Annotated in this window: 18 protein-coding genes; 11 read left to right on the top strand and 7 right to left on the bottom strand. The window is 70.1% G+C overall.

Features of this window, described 5'->3' with window-relative positions; genetic code table 11:
- Window positions 1–344: 344 nt before the first annotated feature.
- Window positions 345–779, bottom strand: coding sequence for a DUF2000 domain-containing protein (locus tag ABZ848_RS21845; RefSeq protein WP_360834191.1), 435 nt, complete (start codon window positions 777–779; stop codon window positions 345–347).
- A 49-nt stretch (window positions 780–828) separates the two neighbouring features.
- On the opposite strand from ABZ848_RS21845, the gene ABZ848_RS21840 reads away from it, so the two are divergent.
- Together ABZ848_RS21840 and ABZ848_RS21835 are read left to right on the top strand one after the other, a co-directional pair.
- Entirely contained in the window at window positions 829–1,659 is an 831-nt protein-coding gene (locus ABZ848_RS21840; RefSeq protein WP_360834189.1) for an AraC family transcriptional regulator, read from the top strand.
- 9 nt (window positions 1,660–1,668) lie between these two features.
- Window positions 1,669–2,313 carry a class I SAM-dependent methyltransferase gene (locus ABZ848_RS21835; RefSeq protein ID WP_360834187.1) on the top strand — a complete coding sequence of 215 codons (645 nt, stop codon included), beginning with the start codon at window positions 1,669–1,671 and terminating at the stop codon, window positions 2,311–2,313.
- A gap of 1 nt (window position 2,314) precedes the next feature.
- On the opposite strand, the gene ABZ848_RS21830 is transcribed toward ABZ848_RS21835, so the two are convergent.
- The 3 genes from ABZ848_RS21830 to mshA form a co-directional block, all read right to left on the bottom strand.
- Window positions 2,315–3,964 carry a glycosyl hydrolase family 28-related protein gene (locus tag ABZ848_RS21830; protein WP_360834185.1) on the bottom strand — a complete coding sequence of 550 codons (1,650 nt, stop codon included), beginning with the start codon at window positions 3,962–3,964 and terminating at the stop codon, window positions 2,315–2,317.
- Window positions 3,965–4,082: 118 nt separating this feature from the next.
- Window positions 4,083–4,574 carry a YbjN domain-containing protein gene (locus tag ABZ848_RS21825; protein WP_360834183.1) on the bottom strand — a complete coding sequence of 164 codons (492 nt, stop codon included), beginning with the start codon at window positions 4,572–4,574 and terminating at the stop codon, window positions 4,083–4,085.
- Window positions 4,567–5,907, bottom strand: a complete 1,341-nt coding sequence (mshA, locus tag ABZ848_RS21820; protein ID WP_360834182.1) for a D-inositol-3-phosphate glycosyltransferase — start codon at window positions 5,905–5,907, stop codon at window positions 4,567–4,569. Before mshA ends, ABZ848_RS21825 begins: the two co-directional genes overlap by 8 nt.
- A gap of 242 nt (window positions 5,908–6,149) precedes the next feature.
- Between mshA and ABZ848_RS21815 the strand changes: the two genes are divergently transcribed.
- The 3 genes from ABZ848_RS21815 (at window position 6,150) to ABZ848_RS21805 (ending at window position 9,841) form a co-directional block, all read left to right on the top strand.
- Window positions 6,150–6,944, top strand: a complete 795-nt coding sequence (locus tag ABZ848_RS21815) for a class I SAM-dependent methyltransferase (protein ID WP_360834180.1) — start codon at window positions 6,150–6,152, stop codon at window positions 6,942–6,944.
- A 204-nt stretch (window positions 6,945–7,148) separates the two neighbouring features.
- Window positions 7,149–8,222, top strand: coding sequence for an NlpC/P60 family protein (locus ABZ848_RS21810; RefSeq protein WP_360834178.1), 1,074 nt, complete (start codon window positions 7,149–7,151; stop codon window positions 8,220–8,222).
- Window positions 8,223–8,533: 311 nt separating this feature from the next.
- Window positions 8,534–9,841, top strand: coding sequence for a SpoIIE family protein phosphatase (locus tag ABZ848_RS21805; RefSeq protein WP_360834176.1), 1,308 nt, complete (start codon window positions 8,534–8,536; stop codon window positions 9,839–9,841).
- A 136-nt stretch (window positions 9,842–9,977) separates the two neighbouring features.
- On the opposite strand, the gene ABZ848_RS21800 is transcribed toward ABZ848_RS21805, so the two are convergent.
- The 3 genes from ABZ848_RS21800 to ABZ848_RS21790 form a co-directional block, all read right to left on the bottom strand.
- Complete coding sequence (locus ABZ848_RS21800; protein ID WP_360834174.1) at window positions 9,978–10,313, bottom strand: DUF2516 family protein; 336 nt, start codon at window positions 10,311–10,313, stop codon at window positions 9,978–9,980.
- 131 nt (window positions 10,314–10,444) lie between these two features.
- Window positions 10,445–11,095 (bottom strand): hypothetical protein, encoded by a 651-nt coding sequence (locus ABZ848_RS21795; RefSeq protein ID WP_360834172.1) that lies wholly within the window; start codon window positions 11,093–11,095, stop codon window positions 10,445–10,447.
- 68 nt (window positions 11,096–11,163) lie between these two features.
- Window positions 11,164–11,799 carry a helix-turn-helix transcriptional regulator gene (locus ABZ848_RS21790; RefSeq protein ID WP_360834170.1) on the bottom strand — a complete coding sequence of 212 codons (636 nt, stop codon included), beginning with the start codon at window positions 11,797–11,799 and terminating at the stop codon, window positions 11,164–11,166.
- 258 nt (window positions 11,800–12,057) lie between these two features.
- On the opposite strand from ABZ848_RS21790, the gene ABZ848_RS21785 reads away from it, so the two are divergent.
- The 6 genes from ABZ848_RS21785 (at window position 12,058) to ABZ848_RS21760 (ending at window position 18,830) form a co-directional block, all read left to right on the top strand.
- A complete protein-coding gene (locus ABZ848_RS21785) occupies window positions 12,058–12,840 on the top strand; it encodes a TnsA-like heteromeric transposase endonuclease subunit (RefSeq protein ID WP_360834168.1) in 783 nt (260 codons plus the stop codon).
- The gene (locus ABZ848_RS21780) at window positions 12,806–14,893 is read left to right on the top strand and encodes a transposase (RefSeq protein WP_360834166.1); all 2,088 of its coding nucleotides are present in this window, start codon (window positions 12,806–12,808) and stop codon (window positions 14,891–14,893) included. Before ABZ848_RS21785 ends, ABZ848_RS21780 begins: the two co-directional genes overlap by 35 nt.
- Window positions 14,884–15,939, top strand: coding sequence for an ATP-binding protein (locus ABZ848_RS21775; RefSeq protein WP_360834164.1), 1,056 nt, complete (start codon window positions 14,884–14,886; stop codon window positions 15,937–15,939). Before ABZ848_RS21780 ends, ABZ848_RS21775 begins: the two co-directional genes overlap by 10 nt.
- The gene (locus ABZ848_RS21770; RefSeq protein WP_360834162.1) at window positions 15,936–16,808 is read left to right on the top strand and encodes a TniQ family protein; all 873 of its coding nucleotides are present in this window, start codon (window positions 15,936–15,938) and stop codon (window positions 16,806–16,808) included. Before ABZ848_RS21775 ends, ABZ848_RS21770 begins: the two co-directional genes overlap by 4 nt.
- A 268-nt stretch (window positions 16,809–17,076) precedes the next feature.
- Window positions 17,077–17,589: an NUDIX domain-containing protein gene (locus tag ABZ848_RS21765; protein ID WP_335935298.1), complete on the top strand. Its 513-nt coding sequence runs from the start codon at window positions 17,077–17,079 to the stop codon at window positions 17,587–17,589.
- A 299-nt stretch (window positions 17,590–17,888) separates the two neighbouring features.
- Entirely contained in the window at window positions 17,889–18,830 is a 942-nt protein-coding gene (locus ABZ848_RS21760) for a hypothetical protein (protein ID WP_360834159.1), read from the top strand.
- Window positions 18,831–18,980 lie beyond the last annotated feature (150 nt).

Here is an 18,980-nt window from a genome sequence, read left to right as displayed (position 1 = left end):
CTGCCCTTCGCGCGGTGTTCCAGATGGGGGGAGCGGCCGCGCTGAGTGGGGGGACAGACGGCGGGCCGCGGTGCGACGGATCAAACCACGCGGCGTGCCGGGCAGCCAGTCCGGAGCCGTGCCGGAGGGGGCGGTTGGTCGGAGCGGCGACCGAACCGTGGTGGTGTGCACACGAGTTGGTGCCGGCTTCTCTACACGCGGCGCCGCACAGCAGGCCTACAGCTGTTGCCAAGGCGGACGCGAACAGGACAACTCCGCACCAACGGACCCCGCCCGTCGGCCGGTTGCGCATTCACTGTGCAGATTCGGTCGCGGTCATGGTCACCGACACCTCACGGCCGCCGTCACGGATGCATCCGCGCCCCCTTGATCACCTTGTCCACGGCGTTCTTCGGCCCGTACACGGCGATCCCCACCAGGTCCAGCTCGTCCGTCCCGACGGCCCGCACGGCCGCCCGGTTGTCGCGGTCGTTGCCCGTCGCGAACAGGTCGGAGGTGAACACCGCGCGCGGGAGGGAACGGGAGAGCACGCGCGCGTGGGCCGCGGTCAGCGTCTCCTTCGTACCCTCGAAGACCAGCACCGGCTGCCGGAACATCGGCAGGTACCGGACGCCGTCCGCGTCCTCGTAGGGCTCCCCGATCACCTCGGGGACCTGGCTGCCCAGGCCGCTGACCAGGAACGCGGTGACGTTCAGGCGCTGCCAGGGCTCCAGGTCCTCGCGCAGCAGGACGGCGATCTTGGTGTCGAAACGGACGGGGGCTTCGGGTGCGTCACTCATACCGCGAGACTGCCGGGCGTCGTACGACCTCGTCTTGTACGTTCTTTGCATGGCCGGTCAGCGTCCCCAGCAGGAGGTCTCCGCCTGGCGCCCCCGGATCCCCGGTGTCGTGGAGGTCTTCCACGCGCACTTCACGGAGTACGCGTATCCGATGCACGTGCACGAGGCTTGGACGCTGCTGATCGTGGACGACGGGGCCGTACGGTACGACCTCGACCGGCACGAGCACGGCACCCCGCACGACACGGTCACCCTCCTCCCGCCGCACATCCCGCACAACGGCGCGCCGGCCACCCCGCACGGCTTCCGCAAGCGGGTCGTCTACCTCGACGACACCCGCCTCGCCGAGGACCTGATCGGCCCCGCGGTCGACGGCCCCGACCTGCGCGACCCGGTCCTCCGCCGCAGGGTCGCCCAGCTGCACACGGCGCTCGCGCACGCGGGCGACGAGCTGGAGGCGGAGAGCAGGCTGACGTTGATCTCCGACCGCCTGACCACCCTCCTCCGCCCCCGCCCGACCCCGGTCCCCACCCGCCCGGACCCCGTCCTCGCCCGCAGCCTCCGCGAACTCCTCGACGAGCACATCACGGACGGCCTCACCCTCGACCAGGCCGCGGCCCTCGTCCACGCCCATCCGGCCCATCTGGTACGGGCGTTCAGCACGGCGTACGGCATAGCCCCGCACCAGTACCTCAACTCCCGCCGCGTCGACCGCGCCCGCCGTCTCCTCCTGGACGGCCTCCCCCCGACCACGGTCGCCTCGGCGACGGGCTTCTTCGACCAGTCCCATCTCACGCGCCATTTCCGGAAGTTGGTGGGGGTGACGCCGGGCCGGTACGCGGGCGAAAACCGGCGGCGCCGCGACGGCCCCACCCCATAGGGTCCGGCCATGGACTGGCACGCCTGGCACGACACGTACACCCGAGCGGACTCCCCTCTCCTACACCGCCTCGCGACCGTCCAGAACCGCATCCGCGCGGCCCTCGACACCGCGCCACCAGGGCCGCTCACGGCCATCAGCGTCTGCGCGGGCCAGGGCCACGACCTGATCGGAGCGCTCACCGAGCACCCGCGACGGCACGATGTGCGCGCCCGGCTGGTCGAGTTGGACGAGCGGAACGTGGCGGAGGCGAGACGCACCGCGCGGGCCGCCGGTCTGCCGGGCGTCGAGGTCGTCGCCGGGGACGCGGCGGAGACCGACCACTACACCGGTCTCGCCCCGGCCGACCTGGTCCTGATCTGCGGTGTGCTCGGCAACATCACGGATGCCGACGTCGAACGCCTCCTCGACCACTGCACCCGGCTGTGCCGCGCGGGCGGCACGGTCGTCTGGACGCGCAATAGGAAGGACCCCGACCTGGTGCCGCGGGTGTGCTCCTGGCTGGAGGAACGCGGTTTCGTGCGGCTGTGGTTGTCCGAGCCCGCCGTCAAACAGGCCGTCGGGGCCCACCGGTTCGGCGGGGAGCCCCGGCCGCTGCCGCCCGGGCAGCGCATGTTCGACTTCGTCGGTTACGACGTCCTCCGCCGGCCCTGAGTCACAACTCCCGCTGAGCCTCGTACAGGTTCCGCGGCCGTACTACACCCGTAGTCGGGTACAGCTCCAGGCGGGAGTGCAGGTCGCCCGTGAAGTCCGGGACGTCGATCTGGTCGAAGTCCGTGACCGCGTTCACCCCCACCGTCGCGGAGTACGGGGCCAGGCCGTCGATCTTCATCAGGCCCGCGCGGGCGTTGGTGACGCGGATGTTCCAGTGGGTGAAGCGGGCGCCGAAGAGGGGCCCGGCGTTCGCGTCGCCGCCGTGGCGGCCGTTGTTGTTCACCGTGATGTCGGTACGGACGTTGGCGAAGGGCAGGCCGCGGTGGGAGTCGAAGGTGCCCATCGCCATCGAGCCGCGCGACCAGACGTTGTAGGAGGACAGGCCCTCGACGTTGATGCCGTGGAGCTGGGTGTCGGACGGGGCCGGGACCGTGCGTTCCTCGATCGTGAAGTCCTCGATCAGGTTGTCGTGCGAGCCCTCGCGGCAGAAGTACGGGTGGTGCTCGCCCCGGCCGCCCACGCGCGTGCCGCGCAGGGTGCAGGACGAGGCCGCGACCAGGCCGAAGCCGTTGTCGACGTTGCGGACCGTGACGTCGTCCACCCAGCAGTCGTACGTGCATTGGAGCGCGACCCCGTTGTAGCCCTTGTCGAGGAGGTGGGGCGACTGAGGGGTCTCCATCACGTCCAGGGTCAGGCCTTCGACGCCGGCACCTGTCAATTCACGTACGTGCGTGGTCAGTTGGGGGTTCCACTCGGGGCGTAGGTCCAGTGGCAGCGGGCGTTCGAGGACGATCGTGCGGCCGTGCATCCGCGCTATGCGCACCGGCCATTCGTAGGGGACGTACGACAGCAGCTTGGTCTTGTCGGTCCAGTAGTAGGCGGCCGGGCCCGGGCCGCCGCCCGACATGTGCTGGAGGAGGGTGTGCGTCGGGTCGTCCGAGACGCGGAGCAGGACCAGGGAGCCGGGGCGGAGGCGCGAGGGGTCGGCGACCTTCACCGTCCAGTCGCCCTGGCGTGCCGGCTCGACCGCGGTCAGCGGCTCCCACTCGTCCCGCTTGTTGCCCGTCCACCCCTCGAACGGCCACGCCTGCGCCTTGATCGCCGCGACCAGGGAGTCCCAACGCGCCCTCGGCGCCAGCCAGATCAGGCCGCCCGCCCAGGACCACGCCGACTTGGTGCCGCCGTAACGGGAGCCGTACACGCCGATGAGCTCGGTGAGGTTCTTCGTCGCGTACAGGGTCGTACGGCCGCTGCCCGCGCCGCGCAGCACCACGTTGTCGTACCCGACCTGGATCAGGCCGTCGATGCGGAAGGTGCCGGGCGGGATGGAGACCGTGCCGCCGCCGGCCCTTCCGGCAGCGGCGACGGCACGGTTGATCGCGGGGGCGCAGTCCGTGACGCCGTCGGCCACGGCTCCGTGGTCACGGATGTCGGCCACGACGCGGTGGCGCGGGAAGCGGCGGGCTCCGCCGCGGTAGCCGGCCCGGCCGACGTACGGGATCTGCGGGTGGGTGTACGGGGTGCGGGTGAACTCCCGCCAGAGGGAGGGGACTTCGACCGTGGTCGCCCGTGCCGTGCCGGTCGTCGCGCCGAGGGCCACGGCCGTGGCGCCGCCGAGCAGGGCCCGTCTGGTGAGATGCCCGTTGGTCATGTCCGTGCGTCCTTCCATGCGGCTTCGCAGGCTTTTCATGGATGTGAACGACGTTCAGATCTGCGTCGGCCGTGAGCATGCCATGGAAGGACCGGACCAGGAAGGGGTCGTGCAGGGATCAGTCAGCGGAGCGCTGGGTCAGGTGCGTGAACGCTTCGAGGTTCCGCGTCGACTCCCCGCGCGCGATCCGCCACTCGTACTCCTTGCGGATCGCGGAGGCGAAGCCCAGCTCCAGAAGGGTGTTGAAGGCGCCGTCCGCCGCCTCCAGGACCTGGCCGAGGAGGCGGTCGATCTCGTCGGCGGTGACGGCGGTCAGCGGGAGCTTGCCGGTGACGTAGACGTCGCCGAGCCGGTCGACCGCGTAACTCACGCCGTACAGCTTGAGGTTGCGCTCCAGGAGCCAGCGGTGGACGCCCGGCTCGTTCTCGTCGGGGTGGCGGATGACGAAGGCGTTGAGCGAGAGGGAGTGGCGGCCGACGAGGAGCGAGAGGGTCGTCTTCAGCTTGCGGGTGCCGGGGAGCTGGACGACGTAGTTGCCGGGCGCGGGGCTCTCCCACTCCAGCTCGGCGTCCTTCAGAACCCCCTCGATGACCTTCTGCACATCAGCCATGGTGGGAGCGTACGCGACGCCGGTACGACTGCATCGCGGCCGTGTAGACGTCCGCCGTCGCGGCGGCCGCGGTGTCCCAGCCGAAGCACTGCGCGTGCCGGGCGGCGGCCGCGCCGAGGCGGTCCGTGAGGTGTGGCTCGTCGGCGAAGGCGCCCAGCACGCGCGCGTACTCGGCGGGATCGTGACCTCGTACGAGATAACCGGTCCGTCCGTCGCGGACGGCGACCGGCAGCCCGCCCACCGAGGCCGCGAGCACCGGCGTACCGGCCGCCTGGGCCTCTATGGCGACCAGGCCGAAGGACTCGCTGTAGGACGGCATGACCAGCACGGAGGCGGCCCGGAACCAGTCGGCGAGCTGGTCCTGGCCGACCGGCGGGCGGAAGCGGACGACGTCCGCGATGCCGAGGCGGGCGGCGAGCTTCTGCAGGCCCTCGGGCTTGGCGAGGCCGCTGCCGCTGGGGCCGCCGACGATCGGGACGACCATGCGGGAGCGCAGCTCGGGGCGCTCGTCGAGGAGGACGGCGACCGCTCGGAGGAGCACGTCCGGGGCCTTCAGGGGCTGGATGCGGCCCGCGAAGAGGGGGATCAGCGCGTCCTGCGGGAGGTCGAGGCGGGCGCGGGCGGCGGCGCGGCCGTCTGCCGGGCGGAAACGGTCGAGGTTGACGCCCGGGTGGACGACGGCGACCTTGCCGGGATCGGCGCAGTAGTGCCGTACGAGCTCGTCGGCCTCCTCGGAGGTGTTCGCGATGAGGCGGTCGGCGGCGGCGACGATCTGGGTCTCGCCGATGACGCGGGCGGCGGGCTCGGGGGTGTCTCCGTCGGCGAGGTTGGCGTTCTTGACCTTGGCCATGGTGTGCATGGCGTGCACGAGGGGGACGCCCCAGCGCTGGGCGGCGAGCCAGCCGACGTGGCCGGAGAGCCAGTAGTGCGAGTGGACCAGGTCGTAGTAGCCGGGGCGGTGGCCGGCCCAGGCCTGCATCACGCCGTGCGTGAAGGCGCAGAGCTGGGCGGGGAGGTCCTCCTTGGCGAGGCCCTCGTAGGGGCCGGCGTCGACGTGGCGGACCAGGACGCCGGGGGCCATCTCGACCTTCGGCGGGAGGGCGGCCGTGGTCGCGCGGGTGAAGATCTCGACCTCGATGTTGATCGCGGCGAGGCGCTGGGCGAGCTCGACGATGTAGACGTTCATGCCGCCCGCGTCGCCGGTGCCCGGCTGGTGGAGCGGTGAGGTGTGCACGGAGAGCATGGCGACGCGGCGCGGGCGGCGGTGCGGCAGGCGCAGCCGGTGGGGCGTGGCCTGGGAGCGCCGACCGAGCCTGCTGACGTACTGGCTCACGTGGCGGTCCTCCTTGCTGCGGGCATGCCTGAGGGAGGGTGTGGGGCGCCCTCCAAGGGAGTGCAACAGCGGAGGGACGGGTTCCCATTCCGGGCGGGATGATTTTTGCCGAGACATTACCGAGGGTCGCTCAACCGTTCGAGGGTGGTGTGCGTAGCGGCCTGCGGGTGAGGTGCGGGGCTCTCACGGCCGCCCCGGACGAGGTGCGGGTCCCCCACGGCCGCCCGCTTACCCTCGTACGTATGACATCGCGCGCCGCCCCACGCCCCGTGGGCACGGTCACGCGCGGGACCACCAACCCGAACCGGCTGCGCCGCATGGACCGCTGGATCGCGGCCGCGCACGGCGCCGAACTGCGCCGCGCCGCCGACCCCGTGGCCGTCGACCTCGGGTACGGCGCCGCCCCCTGGACGGCGGTGGAGCTGCTGCAACGCCTGCGTACCGTCGCTCCACGCGCGCGTGTCGTCGGCGTGGAGATCGAGCCCGCGCGGGTCGCGGCGGCGAAGCCGTACGAGCGGGAGGGGCTGGAGTTCCGGCACGGCGGCTTCGAGATCCCCGTCCCGCGGCGGCCGTTGCTGATCCGGGCCGCCAATGTGCTGCGGCAGTACGACGAGGGCGAGGTCGCCGAGGTCTGGGCGCGGCTGTGCGCGCGGCTCGCGCCGGGCGGGCTGCTCGTCGAGGGCACCTGCGACGAGATCGGGCGCCGGCACGTATGGGTGGCGCTCGGCCCCGAGGGCCCGCGCACGGTCACCTTCGCGACCCGGCTCGGCTCCCTGGACCGCCCCTCCGACCTCGCCGAGCGCCTCCCGAAGGCCCTCATCCACCGCAACGTCCCCGGCGAACCTGTGCACGCCTTCCTCCGCGACTTCGACCGCGCGTGGGCCGCCGCCGCGCCCTACGCCTCGTACGGCGCCCGCCAGCGCTGGCAGCGGGCGGTGCGCGACCTGACGGCGAACTGGCCGGTGACGGACGGCCCGGTGCGCTGGCGACAGGGTGAAGTCACCGTGGCCTGGGAGGCGTTGGCGCCCCGCGGCTGACCGCGCCCACGCGCCCTGACCTGCGGGGAACGATCTCCGTGAGTCGTTCGTCACAAAGGCGGGGAGATCGTCTTTCGGTGGCTTGCGGCGGTGGCGAGAGGGGAAGTCCGAATTCCGACTGGCTCTGTCGTTTTGCGCGTCGGCGTGGCACGATCCCCCAGGCGTCCGTAAGTTACTGACGGTAAATCAGGTTGGGGGAGCCGTATGGGCACGGGCAAGCGCGGACTGGTCGCGACGGCCGTGACGGTGGTCTGCGCGATCACGGTGCTGGCCGCACCGGGCACGGCGTTCGCGAGCCCGGACCCCACGCCCTCGGCTTCGGCGTCGTCGACTCCCGCGCCCAACAAGGACCTTGAGGCCGTACGCGACAAACTGGACAAGCTGTACCACGACGCGGCCGTCGCCACCGACTCGTACAACGCGGCCGAGGAGCGCTCCAAGCAGCAGTCCGCCGCGATCGTCGGGCTGGCCAAGGAGATCGTCAAGGGCCAGCAGAAGCTGGACGAGCTGAAGAAGCGCGCGGGCGCCGCGGCCGCCGCCCAGTACCGCACCGGCGGACTGCCCGACGAGGCGCAGCTGCTGCTCAGCGACGACCCGCAGGAGTTCCTCGACGGGGCGGGACGGGTCATGCAGGGCGAGCGGGCGACCAAGGGCCTGATCGCCGAAATGACGCAGACCCAGCAGGACTTGAAGCAGTACGCCGCGGACGCCGCGGAGCAGTGGAAGCAGCTGGAGGCGGGCCGCAAGGCCAAGGACGCCGCCCGCAAGAAGATCAAGAAGCAGATCGCGGCGGCCGAGAAGCTGGAGTCCCAGCTGGAGGCGAAGGAGAAGGAGCGCCTCGCCGAGCTGGAGCAGGAGGAGGCCCTCAAGGCGCAGACGGCCTGGCTCGACTCCGGGATCCTCGACGAGATCAAGGGCAAGGCCTCCGAGCAGGGCAAGAAGGCGGTCGAGTTCGCGACCAAGCAGATAGGAAAGCCGTACGTCTGGGGCGCCGAGGGCCCCGACTCGTACGACTGCTCGGGGCTGACCTCGCAGGCCTGGGCGAGCGCCGGCCGGCCCATTCCGCGCACCTCGCAGGAGCAGTGGAAGCAGCTCAAGCACATCGACATCAAGGACATGCGCCCCGGCGACCTCATCATCTACTTCGACGACGCCAGCCATGTCGGCATGTACATCGGCGACGGCGCGATGGTGAACGCCCCGCGGCCGGGACGCACGGTGTCGATCGCGGGCGCGGGCTCGATGCCGATCCTCGGGGTGGTACGACCGGACGCGTGAGCGTTCGGGCTCCGGGTATCCGGGGTTCGTAGGCATTGCCTCTCGGACACGCCGGGTTCGTGACCGCGGCCACGTGACCCAGCGCACGTCCGACGGCTCCCAAACCCCCCGTGGACGTGACCTTCGTCATCCCCGCTGGTGGGGCACCCTGTCCAACTGCGTTACGGAACGCGGCATATGACAGTGGCCGGTGTGCGGGCGACGTGGCTCACACCATTCCGCTGGCCCGCCGACAACCGCTATGGTCCCCGTCGGTGGATCGAGACCCTCGCTCCGCCGCGCCCTCGGGGGGAGGGAAGGAACTCAAGACGATGCCCGCACCCATACCGCGGCAGAGAGCAGTCCCGGCCGCGGAGAGCGGTCAGGCGCCGGCCGCCCACCGAGGCGGCACCTCCAAGGAAGCGGCCCCGAGCAAGGAAGCCACGGTCGAAACCAACGCCGCCCCCACCCAGCTGACGCTGCTGCTGATCGAGGACGATCCCGGCGGCTCCACGGTCGTGCCCGAACTGCACGACTCGGCCGGCCGGCCGATCCGCGTGCGCACCGCCCGCAACCTCACGGAGGCGGAGCGGCTGCTGACCGACGACGTCCACTGCATCCTGCTCGACCTCGCGCTGCCGGCGCCGGGGCGGGCGGGCGCCGACGGGGACGAGCTCGCCGTGCTCAAGCACGTGCTGGAGCTCGCGCCCCGGCACGCCGTACTCGCCCTCGCCCCCTCCGGCGACGCCGAGCGCGGCGCGGAGGCGGTGCGCGTGGGCGCGCAGGACTATCTCTTCCGGGACGAACTGGACGGGCGGCTACTGAGCCGGGCGATCCGTTACGCGGTGGAGCGGAAACGTTCCGACACGGCGGAGCGGCGGCTCGCGGAGGGCCGGGTGCGGGCGCAGGAGAACCGGCGCCTGGAGCGCGGGCTGCTGCCCACGCCGCTGCTGGACGGGTCGCCGCTGCGGTTCGCCGCGCGCTACCGGCCGGGGCGCTCGCGGGCGCTGCTCGGCGGGGACTTCTACGACGTCGTACGGACGCCGGACGGGACCGTGCACGCCATGATCGGCGACGTGTGCGGGCACGGGCCGGACGAGGCCGCGCTGGGTGTCGAGCTGCGGATCGCGTGGCGGGCGCTGACGCTTGCGGGGCTGTGCGGCGATGAGTTGCTGGGCACCTTGCAGCAGGTGCTGGAGCATGAGCGGGCCGACGACGAGATCTTCGCGACGCTGTGCACGGTGGATATCGCGCCGGACGGGCGCCGGGCGGGGCTGTGCCTCGCCGGGCATCCCTCGCCGTTGATCGCCCGGCCGGGGCGGCCGGCGAAGCTGCTGCCTTACGACAACAACGGGCCCGCGCTTGGGCTGCTGCCCGGGGCTCGGTGGCCTCGGATGCAGGTGGAGCTGGGGCGGGAGTGGAGCCTGATGCTCTATACCGACGGGCTGATCGAGGGGCGGGTCGGGGTGGGGATGGAGCGGCTGGGGCAGGACGGGATGGTGGAGATGGTCCGGCGGCAGCTGGGTGAGGGGCTGCGGGGGGAGGCGTTGTTGCGGGCGGCCGTCAATGAGGTGCGGGAGATGAATGGCGGTGAGCTGACGGACGACGTGGCCGTGTTGCTGTTGGACCGGGAGCCCTGAGCGGGGACTCGCCGTGGGCTGTTCGGTCGTAGGCCGGCTGCGGGCTGGTTGTGGCTGGTCGCGCCCACGCGGCTGAGCCGCATATAGACACAGCCCCGCGCCCCTATCGGGGCGCTCCCGCCAGGGGGTTCTTGCCTCACCGTCCGCCGTTGTACGGGCCGTACGGGCCGTCGCTGCTTGAACCCCGCCTGTTGTTGCGGCCGCCGCCCGGGAGGCCTCTGAGGGCCGGCCTGACGTCCACCATGTACACGATGGTCGCGACCAGGCCGATGATCGGCAGGAACGACAGGATGTTGAAGATCAGGTTCACGATGAAGGCCAGGCCGAGGATGATCAGCCAGAACGGCTTGGTCTGCTTGCCGGTCGCGCGGTAGCCGTCCTCACGGCGCGTCGCGGCGTCGATCAGTGCGAAGCTGCTGAAAAGGATCAGGGCGATGCTCAGCAGCCACATGAACCCTGCGAATCCCTGCATCAGCACAACGTCCACCACCAGACTCGGCTTGTCCTTACGCGGTCACCGTACCCGTTCGAGCAGACCCGCTACACCGAGAACGGGCCGGGCACCGTGAGAGTGCCCGGCCCGTCCCCCATCACCCGTTCGTGTCACTTGGCGGGCGGCGTGGTCTTCTTCGCGGTGGTCTTGCGGGCCGGCGCCTTCTTGGCGGGGGCCGGCTTCTTCGCCGGGGCGGGGGCGGCCTTGGCCTCGGCGGGCTTCGCGGGCTCGTCCTTGACCTCGACCGGCTCGGCCTTCGGCTCGACGGCGACGGCCAGCTCCTCGATCTCTTCGGCGGCCTCGCCGCGCCAGGTCTTCACGGCCTGCTCGCCGTGCTCGGCGACCTTCTCGTAGGTCTCCCGGGCCTTGACGGCGTACTCGGCGGCGACGCCGACGCCGCGCAGCGCGAAGTCCTGGGCGGACTCGCCGAACTTCTTCAGGTCGGCGTCGATGGTGGCGCCGAGCTTCTTGAGGTCGCCGTCGATGTTCGTGATGAACTCGGTGACCTTGGTCTGCAGGGTCTCCTGCGTCTCCTTGACCTTGGCGCCGGCCTCCTTGGCACGGGCCTGGGCCTTCTCCTGGTAGGCCTTCGGGTCGGTGTTGCGGACGGCCTCGATACGGGCCGGGGCCTCGGCGCGCAGCTGCTCCACGAGGCCGGGCACCTTCTTGGCCTGCTGGAAGGCCAGGTCGGCGGTGCCGGCGGCGAAGTAGAGCGGCGTCGGGTCGCTGAGGGTCTTGCGGAGGTCGTCGGTGATGGCCATGGTGATGGTCCTCCCGGATAGCTTTCAGCTGAGGGTTTTGGTTCCCGCGGGCAGCCGGTGCGGCCTGCTCAACCGGTGGGCTGCTGCGGGTCGTGCGGTTCGGCGTCGCTGCCGTCGGACGTGCGGGTACGGCGCGCGGCGGACTTGCGCCCGCCGGCCGTGCGGGTCTTGCGGGTACGGCGCTCAGGGGTGTCGACCGTGTCGCCTGTGCCGCGCGGCTGAGCTTCATGCGGCTGAGCCTCGGTCGCACCGTCGCCGGACGGGCCGGCGTCGGCGACGGCCACCGCGTCGACCACACCGGGGACGCGGACGGCGTCGGCCAGGTCCCCCGCGGTATCGGTCGCCGTGTCGATCCCGAAGCCGTTCTCCTTGCGGAACGACTCGTAGATCTGGAGCAGCACCTGCTTCTGCCGCTCGTTCAGCGTGGGATCGGCGAGGATGACGGCGCGCGTCTCGACCTCGTCCCGGTCCCGCTCGGCGTCGAGGATGCCGGCGCGGACGTACAGCGTCTCGGCGGAGATCCGCAGGGCCTTGGCGACCTGCTGCAACACCTCCGCGCTCGGCTTGCGCAGCCCGCGCTCGATCTGGCTCAGATACGGATTGGACACCCCGGCGGCATCGGCGAGCTGCCTGAGCGACAGCTGCGCGGTGCGCCGCTGTTCACGCAGATACTCACCGAGATTGCCGACGTTGAGCGATGCCATGCCTCCACTGTGCCCCACCCGCGCTAACTATTGCAAGCACCCGCTTGCAATAGTGCGCCACACCACTCGGAGGGAGCTGAGCCTGAGCACGTGTCCTGTCTCTGCGATGTGTGGGCAGTCCCGCCCTTCTGTAGGCATGTACGGCTGGGTCCCGGTCATGTGTAGGCAAGTTCTGGGGAGTTCCGGTCTTGTGTAGGCACGGCGGTCACGGCACTTCTACGGTCGAAGTGGCTGGTCGGCGTCGTACCGGAGGCCCAGATGGATGTGCGCGAGGTGTCGGCGGAAGACGTCGAGCTGGAGTACGTCAGCGCGGCCGGGGTTCGTGAGCGGGGGTCTTTGGGGCGCCTGTGGTCGGTCCCGTTCGAGTTGGTACGACCCGAGCGTCGGTTCCCGGCTTTCCGGGGTCAGGACAACTGGTGCGGCTGGTACTGGTCAGCGACCTGCGGCGGGCACGTGGGCTATGAGTCGTGGCTGGAGCGTGACCACCTGATGCTGCTCGACTTCGACCCGCTGGTGACGGGCATGGCCTCGCAGCCCTTCCGGCTGTCCTGGGCCGGATCCGATGGGAAGCGGATGCGGCACACACCGGACTTCTTCGTCCGCCGCGCCGACGGCACGGCCCTGGTGGTGGACGTGCGTCCGGACAAGCGGATCGGGCCGGATGACGCGGTGAAGTTCGCCGTGACGGCGGCGGCCTGCCGGTCGGTGGGCTGGGACTTTGCGCGGGTGGGGACGCCGGACGGTGTGCTGATGGCGAACGTGCGGTGGCTGTCCGGCTATCGGCATCCGCGGGTGCACCGCCCGGAGGTCGCCGCGCGCCTGGCGGAGGTGTTCGCCGACGGCTGCGGATTGCTGGCCGGGGCTCTGCGGGTGGGTGATCAGATCGCGGTGCTGCCGGTGTTGTTCCACCTGCTCTGGCGCCGGGTGCTGGCGGTGGATCTGGAGGCCGGTCTGTTGTCGGCTCACTCGCGGGTCCGGCTCGGGACGGTGCAGGAAGGAGGCGGGGATGCCGATGCGTCCGCGGTTGTTGCGAGCGGGTGATGTGGTCCGCTTCGACGGGCGTCTGCACACGGTGGCTGCGCTGGAGGGAACGGCGGTCCGGCTGGTCGACGAGGGCCGGTCGGCGAGCGTGGTGATGCTGGCCCATCTGCTGTCCTCGAACGGCTTCGAGGTGGTCACGCCCGCCTCGGTGCGGACGGTGGTGCCGGCGGCCGGGGTGCTGGAGGGGCTTCCGGCGAAGGTGGTGGAGCGGGCCGAGTGGTGGCAGCGGCACCTGGTGGAGATGCTCACGGGCCGTCCTCTGGATGATCCGCAGGGGCCGGTGCGGTCCGAGTACGACCCGGCGGTGAGGTCGCTGCGTCAGCGGGAGCTGGCCAAAGCTGCCGAACTGGCCGCGACCGGGCATGCCACGTCTCTGGCGCTGATCCAGCGGATGCGGCGCCGTTTCGAGGACGAGGGGCTGCTGGGGCTGGTCGACCCGCGGCTGCGCGCCGTCTCGGACGGGACGGGCCGCGCCGACCGGCGGGTGGTTGAGGCCCTGCGCAAGGTCGTGGAGGAGCAGACGGGCCGTTCCACGGTCTCCGCGCAGGTGCTGCGGCGCCGGATGGAGCGCTTGTTGGACGCTGAGCACGGGACGGGAGTGGTGCCGCTGCCGTCGCGCACGGCGTTCTATCGGCTGCTGAAGGCGGTCAGTTCCGGCCGTCACACGCTGGGTTCGGCCCGCACTCGGCGTTCGCTGGCCAAGCAGCCGGAGGGCATGTTCGGGCAGCTGACCGCGGCCCGGCCGGGCGAGGTGATGGAGATCGATTCGACTCCGGTGGATGTGCTGGTCGTTCACGACGACGGCACGGTGGACACCGTCGAGCTCACCGGAATCGTGGACATCGCGACGCGCACGCTGGCCGCGGCGGTGCTGCGGCCGTCGACGAAGGCGGTGGATGCTGCGCTCTTGCTGGCGCGGGCGATGACGCCGGAGCCGATGCGTCCGGGCTGGGCGGACGCGCTGCGGATGTCCCGTTCGGTGCTGCCCCACGCCTCGCTCATGGCGCTGGACGAGCGGCTGGCTCAGGCGGCGGCCGTCCCTGTGATCACGCCGGAGATGATCGTCTGTGACCGGGGCAAGGCCTATATCTCCGACACGTTCCGCTCGGCCTGCCAGTCGCTGGGCATCTCCTTCCAGCCCGCTCACCCCGACACCCCGACGGACAAGCCGCATATCGAGAAGACGCTGGGCTCGGTCGCCACGATGTTCGTTCAACACGTTCCTGGTCACAAGGGACGCAGCACCGAACACCGCGGCACCGATCCAGCGGCGGAGGCGGTCTGGACGATCCACCAGCTCCAGGAGTTGTTGCAGGAGTGGATCGTCCACTGGCAGAACCGGCCGCACGAGGGGCTGCGAGACCCGCTGATGCCCGGCAAGGCGTTGAGTCCGAACGAGAAGTACGCGGCGCTGGTCGCGGCGGCCGGGCACGTCCCGGTCGCGCTGGGCCCGGAGGAGTACATCGAGCTGCTGCCGCGGCACTGGCGGACGATCAACTCCTACGGCCTTCGCATCAACCATCGCACCTACGACAGCGTGGAGTTGAACCCGTTGCGCCGTCAGCCGTCCGGCGCCGGCCCGGACGGGCGGAGCTGGGAGGTCCACTACGACCCCTACGACATCTCCCGCGTCTGGGTGCGCAACCACCGCGAGGGTGGCTGGATTACTGCGATCTGGCGGCACCTTCGCACTGCCCCGATGCCGATGGGTGAGCTGGCCTGGGACCATGCCCGTCGCGTCCTGGCCCAGCGGGGCACCGATCCGGTGACCGAGGACGAGATCGCCCGGGCCGCCGTCGCGCTGCTGGACCGCGCCGCCGACGGCCCGGGAGAAGCTCCCACAACGCCGCCCCATGCGTCGCGTCAGGACCGCCGGGACCGAAAGGTCGCCGCCCGCACACGAGCGACGTCTGCTCCGGCCTGGCCGAGGCCAGCTCCCGAGCCCGCCCAGGAACCGCCCGCCACCGTCCCGGCGGACGAGGAGGACGAGCTCGCCGAGGTCGTCCCCTTGGAGATCTTCGACGCACGCAAGGAGGCCGAGAAGTGGTGGTGAACGCCGCCGAGCCAGGCGAGGACGATCCCGGGGACCTTCCGGAGGAGCGGACCGATCCCTCCACCCGGCTGGAGGGCTGGCGCCGGTTCGTCGAGGCAGACCCGGCCGTCTTCAACCTGCTACCCGAGCAGCAATGGCGGGCCCTGTCCCCGGCAATGCGGGACAGCTATGACGAGACCCGCATCGCCTACCACTCCGAGCTTCAGGTCGTACGCACCTCCGTGGTCAAGGAGATCGCCCACCAGGGCAGGCTCCTGACCCTGCTCAACCAGCGCGAGCACGGCGCACGTCGCGGCATGATCGTCTCGGGAGAGTGGACGACCGGGAAGACGACCGCGCTCAAACAGCTCGGCCGCCTCCACGAACTGCGCGTCCGGCAGCGCTATCCCGGCAGTGACCGCATCCCGGTCATCTACCTCACGGCTCCTCCCAAGGGCTCCCCGCGCAAGCTGGCCATGGAGTTCGCCCGTTTCCTCGGGCTGCCCGTCATCGGTCCCCGGCACAACACGATCGACATCACCAGCGCGGTCTGCCAGGTGCTCATCGAGGCCCGCACGGACCTGGTCCTGGTCGACGAGATCCACCTGATGAACCACGCCACCAGCGCCGGGGAGGACCTCTCCGACCACCTGAAGTACTTCACCGAGCACCTGCCGGCCACGTTCGTCTATGCCGGAATCAACGTGGAGCAGTCCGGCCTGTTCACCGGTATCCGCGGCAGCCAGCTCGCCGGCCGCTGCATCCTCATCCGCACCGGCCCGTTCCGGCTCAACGCCGAGTGGCGGTCTCTGATCGCCACCATGGAAGGCACCCTCCGCCTGCACCGGCACGAGGCGGGCACGCTGGTCAGACACTCGAAGTATCTCCACCAGCGCACCGGAGGCATGATCGGCAGCCTCTCCCACCTCGTCCGGGCCGCAGCCATCTCCGCGATCCTTGACGGCAACGAACGCATCACCCGCACCACCGTCGACAGCGTCCGCATCGACCACAACAGCGAGTCCGCAGCCCGCCCATCGGCCCACTCGCGACGGGCAGCGGGATGAGCACAGCCACCGTCTTCCGCATCGTCAGGCCCCTGCCCCGGCCGATCGCCCCGTTCCCAGGCGAGACCGAAAAGTCCTATCTCTACCGGCTCTCCCAGATCAACCAGGTGCCCGTCCCACGGCTCCTCGACCCGTCCCTCTGGCTTGGATCCGGCTTGGACGAGCTGGACCGGCTCAGTCTGATCAGTGGCCAGCCCCGCGACCGCCTGATCGCCGCCATGCCCGAAGCCCGGAGTCGGGCCGACGACGCTGTCGGCGGCCCCGCGCCTGCACGTGGCATGGGCTTCAAGCCCCGGCAGGCTTGCCGACGTTGCGCCGCCGCGAGAACCGGGAACCGGAACACACCCGTCATGGCATGGATGTCCGCGGCCCATGACCACGTCTGCCTTCGCCACCAGCTCTGGCTCACCATCGCGACGGAGTCTGCCCGCTACCAATTCGACGTCTCCGGGCTGCCGGAGATCGCCCGAGCACAGCGACGCCACTACTGGCTCATGCAGCGGCATGGCCCGGTCCCCGTCGCACGGTGCTACACCTACGGAGGAAAGCTCTGGCGCTATCTGGCAGGGCGCCACTACCACATCAGCGACCGGAACCGGCGCTTGGAGCACCTCCAGCGGGCCGACGACTATCACGAGCGGCTTCTGGCGCTGCTGGCGGCCGACTACCCCGAAGTCGTCGAGATCATCTCGATCTTCTGCTGCCCCCATCTACGGCGACTCGCGCTCTCCAATGACAGCCGTGATCTCGACCGGTTTCGTTGCGAGTTCCAGCGCCGCCTTCCACAAGAAGACAGTCGCACCCCTCTCGACGCATCCCGGCTGAATCGCCAACTCAAGGCCTTGGCAGAGCAGATTGACCATCCGTAGGCCGTGGGCTGAGCGCAGGGACGAGTCTGGTCAGGTGGGCGGCTGCCTACGGTTGGGTGGGACGGAGGAGGGAAGCTCGTCCCACCCAACCGTAGGCACCGCACGTCAGAACCTCGCCCTGCCCACAGTTATCTGGGACCGGACAGCACGATAGGTGTCGCATTTGCATGACAACTGTCGTCATCCGGGTCCGGCCTCCTTACGCAGGTGCTCTTGGTCCGGTTCTGCGAGTCGCCGGGAAGCGGCGTTGTCGGTGGGCTCTGCCAGGGTGTCCGTCGTGGATGAACTGGTGGAGCGTGTCGACGATCAAGATCGTGTGCTGGGGGTGGTGGTCAGCCGCCGGCAGGCCATCCGGGAGGGCTGGCTGCATCGGGTCGCCGTGACGGTGTGTCGTGATGAGCATGGACGGATCCTCGTCCACCGGCGGTCGGAGCAGCTCTCGCGCTTCCCCGGACTCTATGAGGTCGTGATCGGTGGCGCCGTGGACGTGGGCGAGTCCTATGAACGGGCTGCCGGGCGGGAGCTGGCGGAAGAGCTGGGCCTTCATGTGCTGCCGCGCTTGCTGTTCACGTTCCTCAACCGCAGCGGTTTGAGCCCTCACTGGCTCGGCGTTCACGAAACCGTGGTGCCGGACACCGTGGCCGCCGATCCCGATGAGGTCGCCTGGCATGGCTGGCTGACGGAGCCAGAGGTGCGGTCGGCTCTGCTGGAGTGGCGCTTCACTCCCGACAGCCACGAAGCCTTCAGTCGGTATCTCGCGTTCCGGACCGCGCAGTCCTGACCCTTGCCCGCCTCGCGGGCTTGGATGCCTGAGTGCGGCCAACGAGCCTTGTGAGGACGGCTGTTCGCGACAGGGAGTACGGATGCTTGGTCGACTCCCGCTCGTTGCGCAACTCGATGACTCTGGACCTCGCCAGAGGGGAGCGTCCGCGTCAGCAGGCCGGCGGTGACGAAGGACCTCGTTCTGGGAGAGCACGGACCGATCGGAGCTCTCGTGGCCACTGAATAATCGGCACAGAAGTGTCGGACCCGCGTGGTACGACTGCTACCAGCAGAGTTCGAGCAGACGGGTGGTCAGCAGTGGGGCGACAGGAAGAAGCGATCCGTGTTGCGGACGAGCTCTTGGCCGACATTGAGCTCAAGCGGTTGAAGGCGTCCGAGGTCGTCCTGAAGGCGAGCAGGCTCGCCCGACTGGTCGGGCACACCGAGTTGACGGAGTTCCTCGGGTTCGAGCGCAACGGGTACCCAACCGACGGTTCGGCGCTGGCGTGGATCGAACGGGCGGGCCGCTGGGCCGACCGGGAGAAGGAGACATTTTACACCCAGTCGATCGCGAAGGTGGAGGCCCAGGTCGAGTCCGCGCAGCAGGCCATCGACGCCATGCGCGGCGGGGGCAACTATTCGGGCGACATGGCCCTAGTTGCGTCGCGAGCCCATGATGAGCGGATCCTTCATTCCTCAGCCTCCCTCAGCACGTGGACTGGGATCTTCGGGCAAGTCGTCGCGACTGTCTATGACATGGTTACCGAGATCTACCACGAGCTTCTGTTCAGCGAGCTTCAGGCAAGTCTGTTCGCGGACGCCCAAGAGAGGGTCGACGGGTCGTTGGCGGTGGCGAGCGGGACTGCGCTCGAAAAGATCGAGCGCATCTCTGACCGTCTCCGGGACGGTGACCCTGAGTCTGTCAGCCAGGCCCTCACCACCTGCCGCCGGTTGATCGATTCCTCTGCGGACTATGTGTTCCCGGCCCGGGACGAGCCGTACAAGATCGGGGACGAAGTCGACCTGAAGGTCGGACCGCAGCAGGTGCTGAACCGGCTCCAAGCACACACCCACGCCTGCGGGGCATCCAAGAGCCGCAGGGACCGACTGCGTCGGACCCTGTTCGATCTCTATGGCCGGTGCTCTGCAGGCACTCACGCTGAGGTCACCATCGACGAGGCCCGCTTCATCTTCCTGCAGACCTACATCGCCCTCGGCGAGATCCTGACCCTGAGCGCGCCCGAGGTCGGCAACTCCTGACGCTAAGGCCTTCCATCAACCGCCTGAACTGGTGAGATGCACGGTGCGGAAGGCCTGTGTGAACGATCACGTAATTCCCCGGGCCCGGCGTCACGTAATTCCCCAGGTCCTGACCTTGTTCATGTCTACTTGATCGAGGGCTTGTTTGTC

The sequence above is a fragment of the Streptomyces sp. NPDC047081 genome (genome assembly GCF_040643775.1).
Classification (GTDB): Bacteria; Actinomycetota; Actinomycetes; order Streptomycetales; family Streptomycetaceae; genus Streptomyces.
Note: the sequence above shows the minus strand (reverse complement) of the source record. Positions and strands in the feature narration are given on the sequence as shown.